A 21,209-nucleotide genomic window follows, 5' to 3' on the forward strand; every position below is an offset into this window, starting at 1 on the left:
GACCGGCAGGGGAGCCGGACGCCAACTGGGGTCCGGCTTCCCTGCTTTTATGCAGCACCTGTTTCTATCCAGCACCAAAATCCCCACCTGATATACAAGAGAGCTAAAGAGGTCACCGGTGACAAGCGCCAAACCTGTAGTACTCCTCGCTGAGGAACTTTCGCCCGCCACGATCGAGGCCCTTGGCCCGGACTTTGAAATCCGGCACACCGACGGCGCCGACCGTTCCCAGCTGCTCTCTGCGATCGCCGACGTCGACGCGATCCTGGTCCGCTCCGCCACCCAGCTGGACGCCGAAGCCATCGCCGCCGCAAAGAACCTCAAGGTGATCGCCCGCGCAGGCGTCGGACTCGACAACGTCGACATCAAGGCCGCCACCCGAGCCGGTGTCATGGTGGTGAACGCCCCCACCTCGAACATTGTCTCCGCCGCTGAACTCACCGTCGGCCACATCCTGAGCCTCGCCCGCCACATCCCGCAGGCCAGCGCCGCCCTCAAGGACGGCGAGTGGAAGCGCTCCAAGTACACCGGCATCGAACTCTTCGAGAAGAAGATCGGCATCATCGGCCTGGGCCGGATCGGCGCCCTGGTCGCCGCCCGCCTGAAGGGCTTCGACACGAAGATCCTCGCCTACGATCCGTACATCACCTCGGCCCGCGCCGCCCAGCTTGGCGTGCAGCTGGTGACCCTGGACGAATTGCTCGCGCAGTCGGACTTCATCAGCATCCACATGCCCAAGACGCCGGAGACTGTCGGCATGCTCGGCGCCGAGTCCTTCAAGAAGATGAAGAGCACCGCGTACGTCGTCAACGTCGCCCGCGGCGGCCTCGTCGACGAGGAGGCGCTCTACGCCGCGCTGGAATCCGGCGAAATCGCCGGGGCCGGCGTCGACGTCTTCGTCAAGGAACCCAGCACCGACCTGCCGTTCTTCAAACTCGACAATGTCGTGGTCACCCCGCACCTGGGCGCGTCCACCGATGAAGCGCAGGAAAAGGCCGGTGTCTCGGTCGCCAAGTCCGTCCGCCTGGCCCTGGCTGGGGAACTGGTTCCCGACGCGGTCAACGTCGCCGGCGGCGTCATCGCCCCGGACGTCCGACCGGGCATCCCGCTGATGGAGAAGCTGGGCCGGATCTTCACCGCCATGACGCACGCCTCGCTGACCCAGTTCGACGTCGAGGTCGCCGGGGAAATCTCCTCCCTCGACGTCAAGGTGCTCGAACTCGCCGCGCTCAAGGGCATCTTCGCCGACATCGTGACCGAGCAGGTCTCCTACGTCAACGCCCCCGTGATCGCCGAGCAGCGCGGCATCAACGTCCGCCTGATCACGACGCCGGACACCGAGTCCTACCGCAACGTCCTGACGCTGCGCGGCGCCCTCAGCGACGGCACGCAGATCTCCGTCGCCGGCACCCTCACGGGGCCCAAGCAGGTCCAGAAGCTCGTCGGGATCAACGGCTTCGAGGTGGAGATCCCGATCAGCGAACACCTCGTGGTGGTCGCCTACTCGGACCGCCCCGGCGTGATCGGCACCATCGGCCACATCCTGGGCATGAACAACATCAACATCGCCGGCATGCAGGTCGCGCGGCAGGATGAGGGCGGCCAGGTGCTCGCCTTGCTGACCATCGACAGCTCCGTCCCGCAGCAGGTCCTGGACGCCATCAAGGCAGGAATCGGCGCTGACATGGTGCGCGAGGTCGATCTCGAGGACTGAGGTCTTCATCGTGGACACCGGCGGCGGCTCCGGCCGCCGCCGGTGTCCGCGGGCACATGGCTGGTCTGCGTACAATGGCTAGGTCCGAATTTCGGATCCGGCCGGCAGCCCGGCCTTTACTTTTGCACACCCGGCAGGGGACGCCTTCACTTCCGCATGGAACTTCGGTGTGCGCACGCAATCCAGCTTTCAGGAGCCCAATGAACGCCGTCCAGAGGTTCATCAGAAGCCGAGTGCTTCTGCTGACCGCGTCCATTTTGATCGTGGCAATGTGCCTTTCGGTCCTCGTGCAGGGTCAGTCGCAGGCCGCACTGAACCGGACCGTCGACCAGAACTCGCGCGGGCTCTACGACATTCTTGTCCAGGCCAAGGCCGGCGACAACGGCGGGCTCATGCAGCCGGACATCGCCACCGGCCAGGGCGGAATTGGCTTCGACCAGCTGGAGTCCCTCCGCAAGCTCCCGGGCACGTCCGTGGCGGCCCCCATCAGCCTCGTCTCCCGCGTCACCCAGAACCTCGAGTCCCCGCGCCTGGATGCCACCGACTACCTCGGTTTCAACGCCGGGCTGGTCGGCACCGCCGGGGACCCCAGCGCCACTGATCCGGTCAAATGGCCGGCCGCGGAATCGGTCCTCTCGGACGCTCCGAAGAACTACCGCCTCACCGCCAGCGCCGTCAGCTCCGACGGCCAGTCCGAGCACACCCTGTTCAAGACCATGGCCGAAGGGTCCCTCGGCAAGGCCAAGGTCATTGAAGAGCAGGTCGCGGGCGGCAAGAACGTCCGCATCGCGGGCCCGGTGGGGGAGACCGGCGTCAAGTTCCCGGCCCCGGCCGGCGGCTCCGAGCACAGCCTCTTCAACCTTTCCGTATCCCTGCCGCTCGCACCGCAGGTGACGGAATCCGTCGTCGCCGTCGACCCCGTCGCGGAGCGTGCCCTGCTCGGGCCCGCCGGCGACTTCCTCGCCCCGCTGGAGAAGGCACCGCCCGCCGACGCCCGCAACGCCAACGCGATCGGCCGCCACTTCGAAAGCCTCTTCACCACCGGCATCAGCATGGACGAACTCAAGGAAGGCCCCGATTTCCTCGGCGTCAAGCTGAAGTACTGGGCCCCGCTGATGAGCCAGTACCAGCAGGCCAAGCGCGACGGCCAGCTGACCGAAAACTCCCAGGCGATCCCGCTGATTGTCCGCTCCGGCACCACCCTGGACCTCGAGTACTCGGTCAAGATCGAGGAGATCGACGGTTCCGGCAAAGTTGTCAAGGACGTCGGGACCGTAACCCGCTCGCTGGACAAGGACTACCTGCCGTTCGTCTCCAAGTCACCGTTCGCCCTGGCCTGGCCCGGGTCCAAGGACCTGGCGCAGCTGCTCGGGGACACCGGAGGCTTCAGCCAGGGCCTCTACAACCCCGCGACCTGGAGCACCGACTTCGCCTCCGCCCCGAAATACCAGGACGGCGAGACCGCCGGCAACGGCGCCGTGGACAAGAGCGCCATCCCCGGCGACTGGGTCACCGTGAACCGCCTCCCGGAGAAAACCGCCAACGGCGCCCCCGTGGACCAGACACAGCGCAAGCCCGTGGATGAGCGCGCCTACCGCGAAGACCTCGAGACCGGCCAGAAGCTCGCCACGCCGCTCGCCATGGTCTACGGCACGTTCGACGCCGGGCAGGTCAAGGACGTGGCCGGCGACGTCAACCGCCTGCCCCTGGGCGGCTATGACCCCACGCCGTTCACACTGACCAAGGACGCCTCCGGCAAGGACGTCGAGAATACCGAGCTCAAGCCCTCGCTGAGCGCCACGGGCCTGGCCAGCCAGTCTGCCGGCGCGATCACCGACTATTACGGCCTCGCCGCTGCCCGCGGCTACGCGGACAACGCCTCCGTGATCGACGCCGTCCGGGTCCGGGCCAAGGTGCCCGGCAGCTGGAAAGAGGCGCAGCCCGAGGTTGAGAAGCTCGCCAACGAGATCCGGGACATGGGCCTGCAGGCAACCGTGGTGGCCGGCTCGGCCCGCGAGGACGCCAGCATTTTCGTCCCCGGCTACTCCAAGGACGACGCCGGCAAGGAATCCCCGCTCGGCACCGTGCAGCAGTCGTGGGTCCGCCAGGACGCTGCGGACGCCGTCTCCGGTTCGCTCACCGGCACCAACCTGACCCTGCTGTTCCTGACCCTTATCGGTGCCGCCCTGCTCACCGGCGCCTCCACCGTCAGCTACGTCCGCAAGCGCCGCAGCGAGGCCGGGACCCTGCGCGCCATGGGCTGGACCCAGGGACGGATCCGGTCCTGGGTGCTGGCCGAGTTTGGTGTCGGAGCGGCCCTGCTGGCCGTTGCCGGGATCGTCCTGAGCCTGCTCAGCTGGAACCCGGCCACGGCGATCGTCTCGGCCGCCGTGCTGGTGCTCTACGCGGGGGCGGCCTTCTTCGCCGCCCAGCAGCTGCGCCACCGCGACGTGGTGGACCAGGAACCGCAGCACGACGAACGGCTGATCGCCGTGGACTCCCCGCTGACCTTCGCCAACCGGCAGCTGAGTACCAATAAGTTCAACACCGTTTCCCTGGCCGTCGCCGTCGGCGTCTTCGCTGCAGCGGTCGGCGGAATGGTCGCCCTGCTGATCGACATCCCCCGGGCCGCCGGAGCGAGCGCGCTCAGCGGGCTGGCTGCCGCCAGCATCACGCTGCCGAGCATCATTCTCGGTCTGTCCGGGGTGGCCGTCGGCCTGCTCCTGACGATGGTCACCGGCCGTTTCGAGCTGCAGGCCAAGCGCCAGTACCTCGGCACGCTGCAGGCCATGGGCTGGAACCCGGACATGCTCGGCCAGGTCCGTTTCTTCGAAAATGCCATGGTGGGGACGGTCGCGCTGCCGCTGGGCGTCCTCGGCGCCCTGGGCGTCGGTCTCCTCCTCGCCCCCTATGCCGCGCTCTGGGCCGCCGTCGCCGGGCTCGTGGCTGTACTTTGCTGGATTCCAATTGCAACGAAAGTGGTCCGATGAACAACGACCTGAACCTTGACCGTGAGGCGCACGAGCGGATGACGGCGAGCACCCGCCGCGGTGGCCACCAGACGCGCGCCAACACGATCGTGAAGGCCGCGGACCACGCCACGCCCCTGGAGCTCAGCAACATCACCATCCATTACGGCGGCGGCAAGGGCGGCGCCGAAGCCGTCAACGTGGTGGACGACTTCAACCTGACCCTGCACGCCGGGGAGATGCACTGCGTCGCCGGCCGCAGCGGCTCAGGCAAGACCAGCATCCTGACGGTCGGCGCCGGACTGACCCTGCCGACGTCGGGCCGGGTGTTCTGGGAGGGCGATTCGCTCGAGACCATGGGCGACGACGAAATCGCCGACCGCCGCCGTGCCCTGATCGGCTACGTCGACCAGGGCGGCGCCCTGATCGACGGCATGAGCGCGCTCGAGAACGTGCTGCTGCCCGCCGTGCCCGACGGCGAGGTGGACAAGCGCCGCGACATGGCCAAGGACCTCCTGGACCTCGTCGGCCTGGGCCGGCGCATGCGCCACCGCCCGGCCCAGCTCTCCGGCGGCGAACGCCAGCGCGTGGCGATCGCCCGGGCCCTGATCCTCGGCACCCGGGTGCTGATCGTGGACGAGCCGACCGCCAGCCTGGACCGGGCCTCGGCCAACCGCATCATCAGCATCCTCAAGGACACCACCTCGGACGGAATCGCGGTCCTGGTGGCCTCACATGACCACGAACTTGTCCGCCAGAGCGATACCCTCACCGAACTGATCTAGGTTAAAGCTGTGACATTTTCCGAAAAGACCCCGTTCTACATCACCACGGCCATCAGCTACCCCAACGGCGTGCCGCACATCGGCCACGCCTACGAGGTCATCGCCACCGATGCGATGGCGCGCTTCAAGCGCCTGGACGGCTACGACGTCTTCTTTATGACGGGCACGGATGAGCACGGCCTGAAGATGCAGCAGACGGCGGAAAAGGAAGGCATCCCGGTCAAGGAGCTTGCCGACCGCAATTCCGCGGCCTTCCGCCAGATGAGCGATGACCTCGGCATCTCCCTGAGCCGCTTCATCCGCACCACGGACCCGGACCACTACGCGGCCGCTAGTGCGCTCTGGCAGCGGATGGAAGCCAACGGGGACATCTACCTCTCCAAGTACGCCGGCTGGTACTCGGTCCGCGACGAGCGCTACTTCGTGGAGGACGAGACCGAGGTGCACGCCGACGGGCTGCGCTACGCGTCCGAAACCGGCACCGAGGTGACCTGGACCGAGGAGGAGAGCTACTTCTTCAAACTCTCCTCCTACCAGGACAGGCTGCTGGCCCTCTACGCGGACCACCCGTCGTTCGGAGCCCCGCACAACCGCTTCAACGAGGTCGTCAGCTTCGTCAAGGGCGGACTCGAGGACCTGTCCATCAGCCGCACCTCCTTCGACTGGGGCGTGCCCGTTCCGGGGAACCCGGACCACGTGATGTACGTCTGGGTGGACGCGCTGACCAACTACCTGACCGGCGTCGGCTTCCCCGACACCGGGTCCGAACTGTTCCGGAAGTACTGGCCGGCGGACGTCCATGTGATCGGCAAGGACATCTCCCGGTTCCATGCCGTCTACTGGCCGGCGTTCCTGATGTCGGCCGGGCTGGAGCTGCCCAGGCGCGTCATGATCCACGGGTTCCTGCACAACCAGGGCGTGAAGATGTCCAAGTCGCTCGGCAATGTGGTGGCGCCGGCGGACTGGGTCGCCCAGTACGGCCTGGACCAGGTGCGTTTTTTCCTGCTGCGCGAGGTGCCCTTCGGCGCAGACGGCTCCTACAGCCACGACGCGATCGTGGGCCGGATGAACGCGGACCTTGCCAACAACTTCGGCAACCTGGCCCAGCGTTCGCTGTCCATGGTGGCGAAGAACTGCGGCGGCGCCGTCCCCGTTCCCGGGGATTTCACCGCCGAGGATGCCGCGCTGCTGGGCCAGGCGAACGGGCTGCTGGGCATCTCCCGTGCCGCGTTCGAAAAGCAGGAGTTCAGCCGCGCCCTGGAAGCGACCTGGACTGTCCTGGGCGACACGAACGCGTACTTCGCCGAGCAGGCGCCCTGGGTGCTGCGGAAGACCGACGTCGACCGCATGAACACCGTCCTGTACGTCACGCTGGAGGTGCTGCGGATCGTCGCGATCCTCGCGCAGCCGGTCATGCCGGCAGCCGCGGCGTCCATCCTGGACACCCTGGGCCAGCCGGAAGGGGACGCCCGGGACTTCACCGCCCTGGGCTCGCCGATCAAGGCCGGAACGGTCCTGCCCGCCCCGGCTCCGGTGTTCCCGAAGTACGAGGAGCCTGCGGAGGCCTGACCGCCCGGCCCGCCCGCCGAGGTCAGACTCCACGCCCATGTTCAGCCATGCGTCGGGCGCGAAGTCTCACCCCGGCGGTGCCGCCAGGACGCGAAGGGTTCGAATAGTGAGACAAGTTGACCAGCATGTGGATCTCTTGGCTACGCTGAAAACATGAGCGCACCCACGATTGATCTGGCCGTTATTCCCGGCGACGGCATCGGCCCCGAGGTCACCGCCGAAGCCTTGAAGGTCCTTGAGAAGGCCGCCGCCGCCGAGGGCATTGTGCTGCGGCAGACGCACTACAAGCTCGGCGCGCAGCACTGGCTCGAAACGGGGGAGACCCTGCCGGATGAAATCCTCGCCGATCTCCGCACCCGCGACGCCATCCTCTTCGGTGCGGTCGGGGCAGCTCCAGGGGACACCCGGATCCCCTCCGGCGTCATCGAGCGCGAACTGCTGCTCAAGCTGCGCTTCAGCCTGGACCACTTCGTCAACCTGCGCCCGTCCCGCCTCTACCCGGGAGTGGCCAGCCCGCTCGCCAACCCCGGCGACATCGACTTCATCGTGGTCCGCGAAGGCACCGAGGGGCCCTACGTGGGCAACGGCGGCACGCTGCGCGCCGGCACCCCGCACGAGGTCGCCACCGAGGTCTCGCTCAACACGGCCCACGGCGTCGAACGCGTGGTCCGGGATGCCTTCCGCCGCGCCAACGACCGCCCGCGCAAGAAGCTCACCCTGGTGCACAAGCACAACGTCCTGGTCTTCGCCGGCCACCTCTGGAAGCGCACCGTGGAGGCTGTGGCCCAGGAGTTCCCCGAGGTCACCCACGACTACCTGCACATCGATGCCGCCACGATCTTTATGGTCACCGATCCGGCCCGGTTCGACGTGATCGTCACGGACAACCTCTTCGGCGACATCATCACCGACCTTGCCGCCGCGGTCACCGGCGGCATCGGCCTCGCCGCGTCCGGAAACATCAACATGGAACGCACCGCTCCGTCCATGTTCGAACCGGTCCACGGCTCGGCGCCGGATATCGCCGGCCAGCAGAAGGCGGACCCGACGGCGGCCATCCTCTCCGCCGCCCTGCTTCTGGACCACCTCGGCTACGGCGCCGCGGCCCGGAAGATCGAAGCGGCCGTCATCGCCGACGTCGCCGGCCGGGGCACCGCGGTTCGCAGCACCAGTGCGATCGGCGATGCCATCGCCGCCGCCCTCTAGGCCCCTCAGTAGCGCGGGCCAGCGGCCCCGCCAACGGGCGTAAGCTTGTTTCGAATCACCAATATGCTGCCGTGGTCCGACGCTGAAACACGTTCACAAGCCGGGCAGCCGACCGTGGAGGAACCATGACTCAGACTGCCCATGGCGTCGAATTCACCCAGCATCTTTCGGCCACCCCGAAATCTGCTGAAGAACGTGCTGCCATCCTGGCGAACCCGGGTTTCGGCAACTACTTCACCGACCACACGGCGATCGTCGACTACAGCGTCGACGCCGAGGGCAAGGGCGGCTGGCACGATGCCCGGGTTGAGGCCTACGGTCCCATCTCCCTGGACCCCTCAGCGGCGGTGCTCCACTACGGCCAGGAGATCTTCGAAGGACTCAAGGCCTACCGCCACGCCGACGGGTCCATCTGGACGTTCCGGCCCGAGGCCAACGCCGCCCGCCTGAACAAGTCCGCCCGCCGCCTGGCGCTCCCCGAGCTCCCGGAGGAGTACTTCCTGGGCGCCATCCGCGAACTCGTCGCGGCGGACAAGGAATGGGTCCCCGCCGGCGACGGCGAAGCCCTGTACCTGCGGCCGTTCATGATCGCCACCGAGGCGTTCCTCGGTGTCCGCGCCGCCCGCGAAGTATCCTTCCGCGTCATCGCGTCCCCGGCCGGGAACTACTTCGGCGGCGAGCTCAAACCGGTCTCCATCTGGATCTCCCGCGAATACGCCCGCGCCGGCCGCGGCGGCACCGGCGCCGCGAAGTGCGGCGGCAACTACGCCGCATCGCTGATCGCGCAGCAGGAAGCCGAGGCCCACGGCTGCAAGCAGGTGCTCTTCCTGGACCAGTTCAACGACAACGCCGTCGAAGAGCTCGGCGGCATGAACGTCTTCTTCGTGATGAAGGACGGCTCCCTGGTCACCCCGGCACTGAGCGGAACCATCCTGGAGGGCATCACCCGGATGTCCGTCATCCAGGTCGCCAGGGACATGGGCCGGGAGGTCACCGAACGCAAGATCACCCTCGCTGAATGGCGCGACGGCGTGGCCTCCGGCGAGATCGCCGAGGTCTTCGCCTGCGGCACCGCCGCCGTGATCACCCCGATCGGGGTACTCAAGGACGACACCGAATTCATCGGTTCCGAGGACGCGACGGCGGGGGAGACCACCATGGCCATCCGCGAGCAGCTCCTCGGCATCCAGACCGGTGCCGTCGAGGACACCCACGGCTGGCTGACCCGCCTCGCCTAAGCGGCAGCGCCTCTAGCAGGCGGCGTTCGACGGCGGCTCCCACCTTCCGGTGCGGGGCCGCCGTCGTCGTTAACGGCCGGGCAAAGGAACTGCAAATGGCCGAGCAAAAGATCCGGTGCGACCGGCCGGAAGCCCCTGGCCCCGGCCCGGACACAGGGGCACAATATGGCGCATGACTGGACGGATTCAGGTTCTGGGTGTCATTTTCGGGGCTGTGCTGATCCTCGTGGGAATCCTCGAGTCATTCTTCTTCCGGGACCAGCGCCTCCACCGGCTGTTCCTGATCAAGCCCGAGGACACGGACGCCGTCCGGATGTGGACGTTCAACCTGGGGTTCTACAACATGATCTGGGGAGTGGGCGCGATCGTTGGCGCCCTCATGCTGACGGGGGCGGAGCCGGCTGCAGGGCGGGTGCTGCTGCTCTTCACGAGCCTGGGCCACGTGCTGCTGGGCATCATCCTGGTGCTCTCGGAGCGGCGGCTGTGGGCGAGCGCCATCGCCGAAGCCCTCCTGCCGGCAGTCATCACGGCGCTGCTGCTCCTGTGACGGCCGCTCGTGCGGGCGCCGCTTCGGTGCGAAGATGGAACTGTGATCCCGGACGACTCCCGCGCGATGGTGCGCAGCACAGACCTAACCCGCTTCAGGCTGGCCCCCAACCCGGGGCCGATGAGCCTGCACGGGACCAACTCCTATGTGATTGCGGCCCCCGGTGCAGCCGGCACCGTCGTGGTGGACCCCGGCCCGCTGGATGAGCCGCACCTGCAGGAACTGGCCCAGGCAGGCCCCGTCGAGCTCATCCTGATAACGCACTGGCACGCGGACCACACTGCCGCCGCCGCCAGGTTCGCCGAACTGACCGGAGCGCCCGTGCGCGCCAAGGATCCCGCGCACTGCCACGGGGGCAGCCCCCTGGCGGATGGCGAAGTCATCCACGCCGCCGGGGCTGAAATCCGGGTCCTGGCGACTCCGGGCCACACCTCCGACTCGGTCTGCTTCCACCTGCCGCAGGACGGCCCCGGCGGCTCAGTTCTCACGGGCGACACCATCCTGGGCATGGGAACCACGGTTCTGGACTATCCCGACGGCACCCTGGGCGACTACCTGGCCTCGCTGGACCGGCTGGAAACCCTGGGCCCCGCAACCGTCCTCCCGGCCCACGGACCGGTGCTGCCCGCCCTGGATATGATCGTCCGCGCCTACCGGGACCACCGCGAGGACCGCCTCGGACAAATCCGTGCCGCCCTCGAAAACCTGGGCTCCGGCGCCGGGGTAGCCGAGGTGGCCGACGCCGTGTACGCCGCCGTCGATCCCGCCGTGCGGCCCGCGGCGGAACTCTCCGTGGCCGCCCAGCTGCACTACCTGCGCCCGGACAGCAGCACGTCCTAGCCCGCCGGAGACGGTACGCTTGGGGCCATGCGTATCGCCCGGTTTGTAGTCGATTCTGATCCCCTCTACGGCATAGTTGAAGGTGAGCCCGGCAGTGAGGAAGTCACTGTCATCCACGGCGACCCTTTCTTCCACGGCGTGGAACGCACCGCCGTCCGGCACAAGCTGGAGGATGTGCGCCTGCTCGCCCCGATCATCCCGCGCAGCAAGGTCATTGGCGTCGGCCGCAACTTCGTCGAACACGCCCGGGAACTCGGCAACGAGGTTCCCACGCAGCCGCTGCTCTTCCTTAAGCCCAACACCTCCGTGATCGGGCCCAACGATCCGATCGTCCTGCCGGAGTTCTCCGAGGAAGTGTCCTTCGAAGCCGAGCTGTGCGTCGTGATCGGCCGGATCTGCAAGGACGTCCCCGAGGAACGCGTCGACGACGTTGTCTTCGGCTACACCTGCGGCAACGACCTTACCGCCCGCGACGTCCAGAAGACGGACCTCCAGTGGGCCCGGGCCAAGGGCTTCGACACCTCCGCGCCGCTGGGGCCGTGGATCGAAACCGAACTGAACACGGAGGACCTGCAGATCCAGGGCCGCCTCAACGGCGAGCTGCGCCAGGACGGCAGCACCAGCCAGATGATCCGCGGCGTCCGTGAGCTCGTCTCCATCGTCTCGCAGGCCTTCACCCTGCTCCCCGGCGACGTCATCATGACCGGCACCCCGGCCGGCGTCGGACTGGTCCAGGCCGGTGACCGCTTCGAGGTCGAGATCGAGGGCATCGGCCGCCTCTCCAACCCGGTGGTCCGCCGCTAGCAGTATCGCAGGAAGACACCGCGCCGGTTTCGGACAGCCGCACCGTAGGATCCAGGGTGCGGCTGTCCTTTTTCGTGGCAGAAACCCCGGGCATCCGGCGACGGTCGGGGTTGGTAATGTTGGAGTCACTATGACTACTCCCTCTGCTCCCGACTCCGTCTCCAGTTCCGCCCCCAGCGTGACCAGCGAGGTCACTGCCGACACCCCGGTCCGTGTCCGGTTCTGCCCGTCGCCCACCGGCACCCCGCACGTCGGCCTGATCCGCACCGCCCTGTTCAACTGGGCCCACGCCCGCCACGCGAAGGGCACCTTCGTGTTCCGCATCGAGGACACGGACGCGGCGCGGGACTCGGAGGAGAGCTACCAGCAGCTGCTGGAGGCCCTCAAATGGCTCGGCATCACCTGGGAGGAAGGCGTGGAGGTCGGCGGACCGCACGAGCCGTACCGCCAGTCCCAGCGCCTGGACCTGTACAAGGACGTCGTCGCCAAGCTGATCGACGCCGGCTACGCCTACGAGTGCTACTCCTCCCCGGAGGAGGTCGAGGCACGGCACCGCGCTGCCGGACGCGACCCCAAGCTCGGCTACGACAACTTCGACCGCGAGCTTTCCGAGGAGCAGCTGGCCGCGTTCAAGGCCGAGGGCCGCCAGCCCGTGCTCCGGGTGCGGATGCCCGATGAGGACGTCACCTTCACCGACATGATCCGCGGCGACATCACCTTCAAGGCTGGCAGCATCCCGGACTACGTGATCGTCCGCGCCGACGGATCCCCGCTGTACACCCTGGTCAACCCGGTCGACGACGCGCTGATGGGCATCACCCACGTGCTCCGCGGCGAGGACCTGCTCTCGTCCACGCCCCGCCAGGTGGTGCTGATCCGGGCACTGATGGACATCGGTGTCGCCAGCTACCTGCCGGTCTTCGGCCACCTGCCGTATGTTATGGGCGAGGGCAACAAGAAGCTCTCCAAGCGGGACCCGCAGTCCAACCTGTTCCTGCTCCGGGACCGCGGCTTCATCCCGGAGGGCCTGCTCAACTACCTTTCGCTGCTCGGCTGGAGCCTCTCCGCCGATGAGGACATCTTCACGGTGGACCAGCTGATCGAGAACTTCGACGTCAACGACGTCCTCGCCAATCCGGCCCGCTTCGACATCAAGAAGGCCGAAGCCATCAACGGCACCCACATCCGGATGCTCGGCGCCGAGGACTTCCGCGGCCGTCTGGTCCCGTACCTGCGCACCGCCGGGTTTGTTGGCGACACCCTGACGGCGCGCCAGGAGGAGATCCTCACCGAGGCGGCCCCGCTGATCCAGGAGCGCATCTCGCTGCTGGGCGAGGCCCCCGAGCTGCTCGCCTTCCTGTTCAAGGCCGACGACGCGATCGACGTCGCCGATGACGCCCGCAAGGGTCTTCCGGAGAACCTCACAGAGGTGCTCGACGCCGCCCTGGCCGCCCTGGAGCCCCTGGCCGACTGGACTGCCGAGACCATCCAGGCCGCGCTCAAGGAGGCTCTCGTGGAGGGCCTCGGCGTCAAGCCGCGGCTGGCGTTCGGCCCGGTCCGCACGGCCGTCTCCGGCCGCCGGATTTCCCCGCCGCTGTTCGAATCCATGGTGATCCTGGGCAAGGACTCGTCCCTGGCCCGGCTGCGCGCCTTCCGCGGCTGATGATGAGCTCGCCCTCAGCGCAGCACAACGCCGGGACCAGCGCCCTGGCCGCCGGCCTGGGCAGCATCCGTGGCGTGCTCTTCGACATCGACGACACCCTGGTGGACCTCGAGTTCGCCATGACGGCGGCACTGCGCGACGTCAGCGAACACCTCCTGCCCGGCCTGGATCCGGCCGGGTGGGAGAAGTTCGGGCGGATCTTCACCCGGGAGACGACCCATTTCTATGACCGGTACCTGGCCGGTGAACTGAGCTTCAATGAACAGCGGCTGCTCCGCGGCCGGGCCGCCCTGGGACACTTCGGGGTGGAGCTGGAGGAGGGCGAGCAGGCCCACCACTGGGTCAGCTCCTACGCCAGCCGGCAGCACGGCTACATCCGGGCCTTCGACGACGTCACCCCGATGCTGGACGCGCTGGATTCCGCCGGCATCCCCTACGGCGCAGTGAGCAACAACGTCCACGACTACCAGCGGGTCAAGCTGGACGCCGCCGGACTGGAACGCATCAGCGTGCTGGTGGGCACGGACACCGTGGGTGCGGCGAAGCCGGATCCGGCCATCTACCTGGAAGGCGTCCGCCGCCTCGGCACCGGCGCCGGCGAGACCCTCTATGTGGGGGACAACCGCCTCCTTGACGCCGACGGCTCGACGGCGGCAGGCCTCCTGGGCGTCTGGCTGAACCGCGGCAGGGAACCGGCCCCGGGCTTTGACGGCCGCGAAATCGGTTCCCTGCTGGAGCTGCTGGCCTGACGGCCCGCAAGGATTGTGTCGGCACGGCAATAGCCAGCGTGCTCCCGATGATGCGTAATCTGGCCGTTCTCTGAGTACTCAGCCGAGTACGCCAGCGAGTTCCTGCCGCCCTTCTTGGTGCGAGAGCAAGTATCGGCCACTCGTGCCGAATGACTGTCGGGTTCCTACGCTCTAGTCCTAGAGCAGAACCAACGCGGCGTCACTTGCATCACCCTGACAGGGATCTAGTCCTCCGCAGTCTGCTGGGGCCGACCGACGGCCAGGCCCCAATCCGCACCAGTCAGCGGGGGGTACAGATGGGCGAGCATCCAGACAAAGCATCTGGCAAAAGGGACCTGCCAGGAAGAAACCGGGTGCGGTTGCCCCACCGTGGGCGTGATCTGCCGTGGACCGTGATCCTTGCCGTGATGCTCGTACTGGCTGGTGCGGGGCTCCAGACACCCCCCGCGTACGCGGCCACCCTCAGCGAACAACGTGCCACCTGGCGGCAGGCATCCTACGCGGCAGCGCAGGACTACGTCGCGTCACGGGCCTACGTCCCACTCCTCGCCCGGGCCAACGGGGTGACCGTCAAAGATGCTATCGCCTCAGGAATGGCCGCGGTTAAGACCGTCGGGGACGCGCTGACGGTCGCCAACACCCAGACGGCCATGGATGCGGTGGCGGCCCGCATGAAGGCTGAAGTGTTGCGCGCGGCGACGGTGAAGAAGAGCGGGCAGCAGTTGGTGGCGCTGAAGGATCTGCGGGCGGCCCATCAAAAGGTCGCCACCACGGCACTTGCGGATTCGCTGGCGGGCCGCATCACGTCGGCCACCTATCAAGCGACGAAGTCAAGGGCCGCGGCCTACAGCACACAGCTTTCCGCAGACATGGCCCGTCAGCTGGGTGTCCTCGGAAAGGCCGTAGCGGCGCCGGCGCTGGTCGCGCCGAAATACCGGACCTTTTTGGAGGAGGGCTCGGGAAACATCCCGGCGGCCGCGGGCTGGGTCGGGTTCCCGGGCGGATGTGCTTTGCCGGCAGCGTCACCGTCGTTCAGGCCGGTACTCCCAGCAGAGGGGCCCGGAGTCGCCACCAATCGGCAGATCCTGCTTGACTCCGCTGCCGGCGCTGCGGCGGACACTGCCACCGGGGCCGTCCATCGGCAGCTCCTCCGTGCGGCGGTGAACGAGTCGGGCGTGGCGTTGAATCTGGAGCAGCTGCGGACCGAGTATGTGCTTCGAACTCCCCGTCTGGGATACGGCTGGTTGTCCGGTAATGATGCGACGGCGCGCGACGTGCTGGCAGCGGACACACAGCGTATCTTGTTGGCCGGCCCAGAGGGCATGACGACTCTGGCGTCATCCCACCTACTGCTGGCGGCGGCGAGTGCGGCGGACTGGGTAAAGCTGGCGGGCCTGGACGAGACAGTGCTAGTGCGTTGGCTGGGACCGCAAACGTGCCAACATGAGGACCGAGACGCCTGGGTGGAGGGCCCGACGAACCTGGGAGCGATTCACAACGCCGCCAACTTCACCGCGACGTCTGTGTTCCTGAAAGGATGGCCGGAGATGGCTGCGGCCTTGGCACAGGAGTCGCTGAAGTCAATCCAGCCCGCGCTCAAGATGATCACGGCAGACGGGGGGACGCAGGAAGGGCCGGGCTATTGGACGTACCAGAGCCGGGCGATTGCGGTCCTGTATGCGACGCTGTCCAACGCATACTCGAGCCTGCCGGTGACGATGCCCTCGCTGGCGAAGGTCTCCAACTATGCATTGAACAGCACCGGGCCGGACGGCAGGCCGGTGCCGTTCGCGGACGCGCTGCCCAATGAGCTAAGTGCCCTGATGCCAGCCTGGGACGCGCGGGTGCGCGGCGACGCGTCTGTCGCGGCATGGGTTGCCGGGCGCTTCGCCCAGAAGCCGGACGCGTACCTCATGTGGTGGCGGATCGCCCCCGGGACGCTCCCTGCCAAGAAGACATCGTTGTACCCGCAAACAGGTCTAGCCGCGCTGCAGTTGCCGGCGGGAACCGCAACGCTAAAGGGCGGCTCCAATGTATTGCCGCATGCCCACCTGGACCTGGGCGCTGTGTCATTCTTTCGCCGCGGTGTCCAGTGGTCAATTGATCCGGGTCCCATGCCCCCAAACACCGCGGGGTACTATTCGGCGGCGCAGCGCTTCACCTACTGGAACCCCGGTACCTCGGGGCACTCCACACTAGCCTACACGGATGTAAACCAGCCCACCACTGCAGTGGCCCCGGTCCGTTTGCTCTCGTCGACGACGGCGTCTGTGGACTTGCGCCAGGCGCTGCCGGGCGCTTCAACCGCGACCCGGACCGTTACACACGGCAGCACGAGCATGATGGTCAAAGATGTCGTCCGGTCCGCCACGCCCCGGACTATGACGTGGCAGTGGGTCACCGACGCCTCGGTCAGCCTCGGCACCAACCGTGCCGTGCTCCGTCGCGAAGGGCAGGCCATCACCATTAACCTCACGGGGGTTCCGGCCGGAGCCACCCTAACCGTAGTGCCGGCACCGGGGACCGGTCCGGACGGGCAGGCGCTGACCGTCCTGAAACTCACTATGCCGCAAGTTACGAGCCTGGACCTTACAGCGACGGCGTATTAGCCGCCATTTAGGCCCCGGCGGCGGGCTGCCTCGGTTGCATCGGGCAGCGCCGCCGGTTCCGCACCACAAAGTGAGCACACGCCTACCGAACCTAGGCACAGGACGCCGACGGTCCAGAGAGCCAGGGCCGCGTCGGACAGACCAGCCATGTTCGACGGCGAGATGGCCACGGCACTCGAGGACAGCGCGCCCGTGCTCTTGGCAATTCGGGCGTTTCGGTCGACGAGCTTGGAGGGACCGGAGGCTAGGACCAGGGATCCGTTGAGCTGCCCGGAGTGGGCCGGATCCGCGAGATCTCCAGCTGTCAGGGTCAGGGTTCCCTTTGCAGCCCGGATCGGCCTTCGTTCTTCGCGGCTGCTTTGATGCGTCCCGGCATGCGGTTTCGCCCGGAACCCCGTCCAGACTCCTCCTCCTCCGGGTTTCGATATTCCGTCCGCCAGCAGTTCGGTCCCGTCCCGGCTGTTGAGCTTCAAGGAGTCCCGGCGCCAGCGGTGATCTTGGCGATCGTCCTCGACGACGGAGCAAGGCACCGCGGGCAGTTGCTCCGGCGTTCGAGTCGCCGATTTGTGCAGATGAAGACTCTCGGGTAAAGTAATTACTCGTGCTGAGGCGCCGGGAGCGCGGGTTTAGACCCGCCACTCCGGCCCAAAAGTTCCATTGGGATATGGTGTAATTGGCAACACTACGGTTTCTGGTACCGTCATTCTAGGTTCGAGTCCTGGTATCCCAGCTCTGAAAAATCCGCGGATCTCCGCGGCTGATCAGGGGTTTCAGGCCGGTTCGCCGATTTGAAACACTTGCTGAGTGTATGAAATAATCGCTTAGCGCGAATGGCAGGAATGCCGTTCTGGAGAGTACGCGGCCCCATCGTATAGCGGCCTAGTACGCTGCCCTCTCACGGCGGTAACGCGGGTTCGAATCCCGCTGGGGTCACCATTGAAACGGTCCCGGGCCTAAACCCGGGGCCGTTTTTCGTTGTCCGCACCGCGGCGCCCCACCGGCAGGACGCGGAACTGGCATGATGTTGCGGTGAGCCCCGACGAAACCACCGGCCAGGCCGTTGAACTGCTGGAAGCCGTCCACCGCGACCTCGCCGCCACCTCCCTTCCCCTGGGACTGCCCGGCTCGGACGAGGCCCGGCGGGACATCCGCAACGCCCGTGCCCAGCTCGAGGACTACATCCTGCCTCGCTACCGGAGCCTGGACGCACCCCTGCTGGCCGTCGTGGGCGGTTCCACCGGCGCCGGGAAGTCGACCCTCGTCAACGGACTCGTCGGACACGCCGTCACCCGCGCCGGCGCCATCCGGCCCACCACGCGCCAGCCCATCCTGCTGCACCACCCCGCCGACGGGCGCTGGTTCGAGGACCAGCGGGTCCTGCCCAGCCTGAGCCGTATCCGCGGCACGGTGAACCGCGAGCCGATGCCCGCCAGCCAGGCCGGCCCCACCCCCGACCCTGCCGCGGTCACGTCTCTGGTGCTGGTCGCCGATCCGGCGGTGCCGCAGGGAATCGCGCTGCTGGACGCTCCCGACGTCGACTCGATTTCCGCGGACAACCGCAAGCTCGCCGGGCAGCTGCTGGCTGCCGCCGACCTGTGGGTGTTCGTCACCACCGCCAACCGCTATGCCGACGCCGTTCCTTGGCGCCTGCTGCTGGACGCGGCCTCCCGGGACATCACGGTCGCGGTGGTGCTGGACCGCGTGCCGGCCGCCGCCGAAGCCGAGGTCACTGCCGACCTGCAGTCGATGCTCAACAGGGAGGGCCTGGGCGGGTCCCGCCTGTTCGTCGTTCCCGAGACCGCCCTGGACGGGATGGGGATGCTCCCGCCCGCCGCTGTGGACCCGCTGCGGCTGTGGCTGCAGGAGCTCGCCGCGGACGCCGCGGGGCGCGCCGACATCGCCCGCCGGACGCTCAACGGGACCGTCAAGGCCCTGGGGAGCCGCGTCGAGACGGTGGCGAAGGCCGCCGGTGACCAGGAACACGCCGCCGACGTCCTCGCCGGGGACGCCCGGGACGCCTACCGGGACGCCGTGGCCAGAATCCTGGAGGCCACCCGGGACGGCGCCCTGCTGCGGGGAGAGGTCCTGGCCCGCTGGCAGGACTTTGTCGGAACCGGCGAGTTCTTCCGGGCCGTGGAGCAGAACGTTGGCCGCTTCCGCGACCGGGTCGGCGCCTTCTTCCGCGGCGAACCGGCACCGGCGGTACGGGTGGAGACGGCGATCGAAACCGGCCTGCAGGCCGTCATCCTCGACGAGGCCGCCAACGCCGCCGAGGATACGGACGGCCGCTGGCGCTCCGACCCGGCCGGCCGCCAACTGCTGGGCAGCGACGACCTCTCCGGAACCTCCGACGGCTTCGCAGAGAAGGCCGCCGCCGAAATCCGGGCCTGGCAGGGGAGCCTCATGGAGCTGATCCGCACCGAGGGCCAGGGCAAGCGGACCCAGGCCCGCTGGCTGTCCTTTGGCATCAACGGCCTCGGTGCCGCCCTGATGATCGTGGTGTTCTCCATGACGGCCGGACTCACCGGGCTGGAGGTCGGCGTGGCCGGCGGAACCGCTGTAGCCGGGCAGCGGCTGCTGGAAGCGGTATTCGGCGAGGACGCCGTGCGCCGGCTCGCCAAGACGGCCCGCGAGGACCTCCACACCCGCTGCCAGAGCCTGCTCCAGGACGAACAGCAGCGATTCCTGGCCCGGCTCGAAGTCACCGGCGAGGTCGCCCCGGCGGTGCTCTCCGGCCATGCCGCGGCGCTGCGCCGCCTGGCGGCCGCCGCATGAGCCGCCATGGGGCCGCTGCGGAGGCCTCCCGGCTGGACCGCCGGCTTGAGGCCCTGAACGAGGCCCGCGAACTGGCCAACGGGGCGCTTCCGGACGACGTCCTGGACGGCGTGCTGCAGGTGCTGGACCGCGCCAGTTCCCGGCGCTCCCTGTCCGGGGACCACACGGTGGTCGGATTCTTCGGGGCCACCGGCAGCGGAAAGTCGTCCCTGTTCAACGCCGTCAGCGGCGAGGACATCGCGACAGCGGCCGCCCGCCGGCCAACGACCTCCGAGCCGCTCGCCGGCATCTGGGGCGCCGCGGGCAGCGACGAGCTGATGGACTGGTTGGACGTGCGCAACCGGCACCACGCCAACCCGGTACCCGGTTTCGCCGACGACAGCACGGGCCTGATCCTGCTGGATCTTCCCGACTTTGACTCCACCCGTGCCGCCAACCGCGAGATCGTGGAGCGGATGGTGGGACTCGTCGACGTCCTCGTCTGGGTGCTCGATCCGCAAAAGTACGCCGACGCCGCAGTGCACAACGAGTTCCTGGCCCCGCTGGCCTCCCACGGCGCCGTCACCCTGGTGGTGCTGAACCAGATCGACCGGCTCCCGGAGCGGGACGTTCCCCCGGTTCTGGAGTCACTGAAAGGCATCCTGGCGCGGGACGGGCTGGGCGAGGTGCAGGTCCTTGGCGCCTCCGCCGTCGTGGGAACCGGCCTGGACAAGGTCCGGGCCGCCATCCGCCAGGTGGCCACGCAGCGGCAGGCCCAGTCCCAGCGCCTCGGCGCCGATGTCACGCAGGCCTGCGCCCGGCTCGCCGAGGCGTCCGGAGCAGGGGAGGCGGCCGGGGTCACGGCGGGGTCGAAGGCCCGCCTGGCCGAGGAACTGGCGGTCGCGGCCAACGTCCCGCTCGTGGCGGAGGCCGTCGTCCGGTCGTACCAGCTGGAGTCGACCCGCCGCACCGGGTGGCCCGTCACCCGCTGGCTGGTCCGCTTCCGGCCCGACCCGCTGCGCCGGCTCAACCTGCGCCGGGACGGAACCCGGCCCGAACTGAACCGCACCTCGCTCCCGCCTGCCGGGGCCCCGGAGCGGGCCCGCACGGATGCTGCCGTCCGGGGATTTGCCGATGCAGCATCCGACGGCGCTCCCGGCCCCTGGCAGGCCGTCATCCGCGGCGCCGCCCGGGAGGGCCGCGAGCAGCTGCCCGATGCGCTGGACCAGGCCATCGCATCCACGGATTTGAAGGCCGCGGATAAGGCCTGGTGGTGGACGCCGTTCAACACCGTGCAGTGGCTGGCGCTGCTCACGGCCCTGGGCGGTTTCGCCTGGCTCGGGGTGCTGGCCGCGCTGGGTTATCTCCAGCTCCCCGTGCCGGACGTGCCGGCCGTGCAGGGGTGGCCGGTGCCCACCGTGATGATCGCCGGCGGCGCACTGCTTGGGATCGTCCTGGCCATACTGGCGAAGGTCATCGCGGGAGCCGCTGGCCGGGCACGGGGCGCGGCGGCCCGGAAGCAGCTCAAGGCGGCGGTCGCGGCTGTGGCGGAGGATTTTGTGGTCGAACCGGTGGAGCTTGAGGTCAGCCGGCTGGCGTCCTTCAACAGGGCTGTCGAGGCGGCTCGATGACTCAAAGCCGAGCCCGGTTGTAGTGGCACCAGCATCCATCTGCCCTGCAAGAGACGCTCTCGGGACCGACACGGCGGTGTCTGCGCTGCATGTGGTTTCCGATAACCTGTATAGAGTCATCAACCCCTTGT

At 68.1% G+C, this 21,209-nt stretch carries 14 protein-coding genes and 2 tRNA genes; all 16 read left to right on the forward strand.

From position 1 onward, the window contains the following. Positions 1–118: 118 nt before the first annotated feature. The 16 genes from serA (at position 119) to ACZYZ3_RS17105 (ending at position 21,078) form a co-directional block, all read left to right on the forward strand. On the forward strand, positions 119–1,714 hold the full coding sequence (gene serA / locus ACZYZ3_RS17030) for a phosphoglycerate dehydrogenase (RefSeq protein WP_463964987.1): 1,596 nt from the start codon (positions 119–121) through the stop codon (positions 1,712–1,714). A gap of 200 nt (positions 1,715–1,914) precedes the next feature. After that, positions 1,915–4,704, forward strand: coding sequence for an ABC transporter permease (locus ACZYZ3_RS17035; RefSeq protein ID WP_463964988.1), 2,790 nt, complete (start codon positions 1,915–1,917; stop codon positions 4,702–4,704). After that, complete coding sequence (locus ACZYZ3_RS17040) at positions 4,701–5,468, forward strand: ABC transporter ATP-binding protein (protein ID WP_463964989.1); 768 nt, start codon at positions 4,701–4,703, stop codon at positions 5,466–5,468. Before ACZYZ3_RS17035 ends, ACZYZ3_RS17040 begins: the two co-directional genes overlap by 4 nt. Before the next feature lie 9 nt (positions 5,469–5,477). Next, a complete protein-coding gene (metG, locus tag ACZYZ3_RS17045; protein WP_463964990.1) occupies positions 5,478–7,037 on the forward strand; it encodes a methionine--tRNA ligase in 1,560 nt (519 codons plus the stop codon). Between the two features lie 153 nt (positions 7,038–7,190). Then, positions 7,191–8,243, forward strand: coding sequence for a 3-isopropylmalate dehydrogenase (locus ACZYZ3_RS17050; RefSeq protein ID WP_463964991.1), 1,053 nt, complete (start codon positions 7,191–7,193; stop codon positions 8,241–8,243). 125 nt (positions 8,244–8,368) lie between these two features. After that, positions 8,369–9,481 carry a branched-chain amino acid aminotransferase gene (locus tag ACZYZ3_RS17055; protein ID WP_463964992.1) on the forward strand — a complete coding sequence of 371 codons (1,113 nt, stop codon included), beginning with the start codon at positions 8,369–8,371 and terminating at the stop codon, positions 9,479–9,481. Between the two features lie 172 nt (positions 9,482–9,653). Continuing rightward, complete coding sequence (locus ACZYZ3_RS17060) at positions 9,654–10,028, forward strand: DUF1304 family protein (RefSeq protein ID WP_463964993.1); 375 nt, start codon at positions 9,654–9,656, stop codon at positions 10,026–10,028. A gap of 66 nt (positions 10,029–10,094) precedes the next feature. Then, positions 10,095–10,868 carry an MBL fold metallo-hydrolase gene (locus ACZYZ3_RS17065; protein ID WP_463965008.1) on the forward strand — a complete coding sequence of 258 codons (774 nt, stop codon included), beginning with the start codon at positions 10,095–10,097 and terminating at the stop codon, positions 10,866–10,868. 27 nt (positions 10,869–10,895) lie between these two features. Next, on the forward strand, positions 10,896–11,672 hold the full coding sequence (locus ACZYZ3_RS17070) for a fumarylacetoacetate hydrolase family protein (protein WP_463964994.1): 777 nt from the start codon (positions 10,896–10,898) through the stop codon (positions 11,670–11,672). Positions 11,673–11,802: 130 nt separating this feature from the next. Then, complete coding sequence (gltX, locus tag ACZYZ3_RS17075; RefSeq protein ID WP_463964995.1) at positions 11,803–13,335, forward strand: glutamate--tRNA ligase; 1,533 nt, start codon at positions 11,803–11,805, stop codon at positions 13,333–13,335. Positions 13,336–13,337: 2 nt separating this feature from the next. After that, positions 13,338–14,084 carry an HAD family hydrolase gene (locus ACZYZ3_RS17080; protein ID WP_463965009.1) on the forward strand — a complete coding sequence of 249 codons (747 nt, stop codon included), beginning with the start codon at positions 13,338–13,340 and terminating at the stop codon, positions 14,082–14,084. A gap of 593 nt (positions 14,085–14,677) precedes the next feature. Further along, positions 14,678–16,693, forward strand: a complete 2,016-nt coding sequence (locus ACZYZ3_RS17085) for a heparinase II/III domain-containing protein (protein ID WP_463964996.1) — start codon at positions 14,678–14,680, stop codon at positions 16,691–16,693. A gap of 658 nt (positions 16,694–17,351) precedes the next feature. Continuing rightward, positions 17,352–17,423, forward strand: a tRNA-Gln gene (locus ACZYZ3_RS17090). 130 nt (positions 17,424–17,553) lie between these two features. After that, positions 17,554–17,629 (forward strand) — tRNA-Glu (locus ACZYZ3_RS17095). Between the two features lie 93 nt (positions 17,630–17,722). After that, positions 17,723–19,468: a dynamin family protein gene (locus tag ACZYZ3_RS17100; protein WP_463964997.1), complete on the forward strand. Its 1,746-nt coding sequence runs from the start codon at positions 17,723–17,725 to the stop codon at positions 19,466–19,468. Then, positions 19,465–21,078 carry a GTPase gene (locus tag ACZYZ3_RS17105; protein ID WP_463964998.1) on the forward strand — a complete coding sequence of 538 codons (1,614 nt, stop codon included), beginning with the start codon at positions 19,465–19,467 and terminating at the stop codon, positions 21,076–21,078. The genes ACZYZ3_RS17100 and ACZYZ3_RS17105 overlap by 4 nt, the downstream gene beginning before the upstream one ends. The last annotated feature ends 131 nt before the right edge of the window (positions 21,079–21,209 follow it).

The sequence above is a fragment of the Pseudarthrobacter linnaei genome (assembly GCF_055412825.1).

Bases quoted from the DNA above. Each gene is read 5' to 3' on its own strand.
- ACZYZ3_RS17035 (WP_463964988.1), top strand. From the start codon at position 1,915: ATGAACGCCGTCCAGAGGTTCATCAGAAGCCGAGTGCTTCTGCTGACC.
- ACZYZ3_RS17065 (WP_463965008.1), top strand. From the start codon at position 10,095: ATGGTGCGCAGCACAGACCTAACCCGCTTCAGGCTGGCCCCCAACCCG.
- ACZYZ3_RS17070 (WP_463964994.1), top strand. From the start codon at position 10,896: ATGCGTATCGCCCGGTTTGTAGTCGATTCTGATCCCCTCTACGGCATA.
- ACZYZ3_RS17040 (WP_463964989.1), top strand. From the start codon at position 4,701: ATGAACAACGACCTGAACCTTGACCGTGAGGCGCACGAGCGGATGACG.
- ACZYZ3_RS17060 (WP_463964993.1), top strand. From the start codon at position 9,654: ATGACTGGACGGATTCAGGTTCTGGGTGTCATTTTCGGGGCTGTGCTG.
- ACZYZ3_RS17105 (WP_463964998.1), top strand. From the start codon at position 19,465: ATGAGCCGCCATGGGGCCGCTGCGGAGGCCTCCCGGCTGGACCGCCGG.
- ACZYZ3_RS17050 (WP_463964991.1), top strand. From the start codon at position 7,191: ATGAGCGCACCCACGATTGATCTGGCCGTTATTCCCGGCGACGGCATC.
- gltX (WP_463964995.1), top strand. From the start codon at position 11,803: ATGACTACTCCCTCTGCTCCCGACTCCGTCTCCAGTTCCGCCCCCAGC.
- ACZYZ3_RS17085 (WP_463964996.1), top strand. From the start codon at position 14,678: ATGGCCGCGGTTAAGACCGTCGGGGACGCGCTGACGGTCGCCAACACC.
- ACZYZ3_RS17055 (WP_463964992.1), top strand. From the start codon at position 8,369: ATGACTCAGACTGCCCATGGCGTCGAATTCACCCAGCATCTTTCGGCC.
- ACZYZ3_RS17080 (WP_463965009.1), top strand. From the start codon at position 13,338: ATGAGCTCGCCCTCAGCGCAGCACAACGCCGGGACCAGCGCCCTGGCC.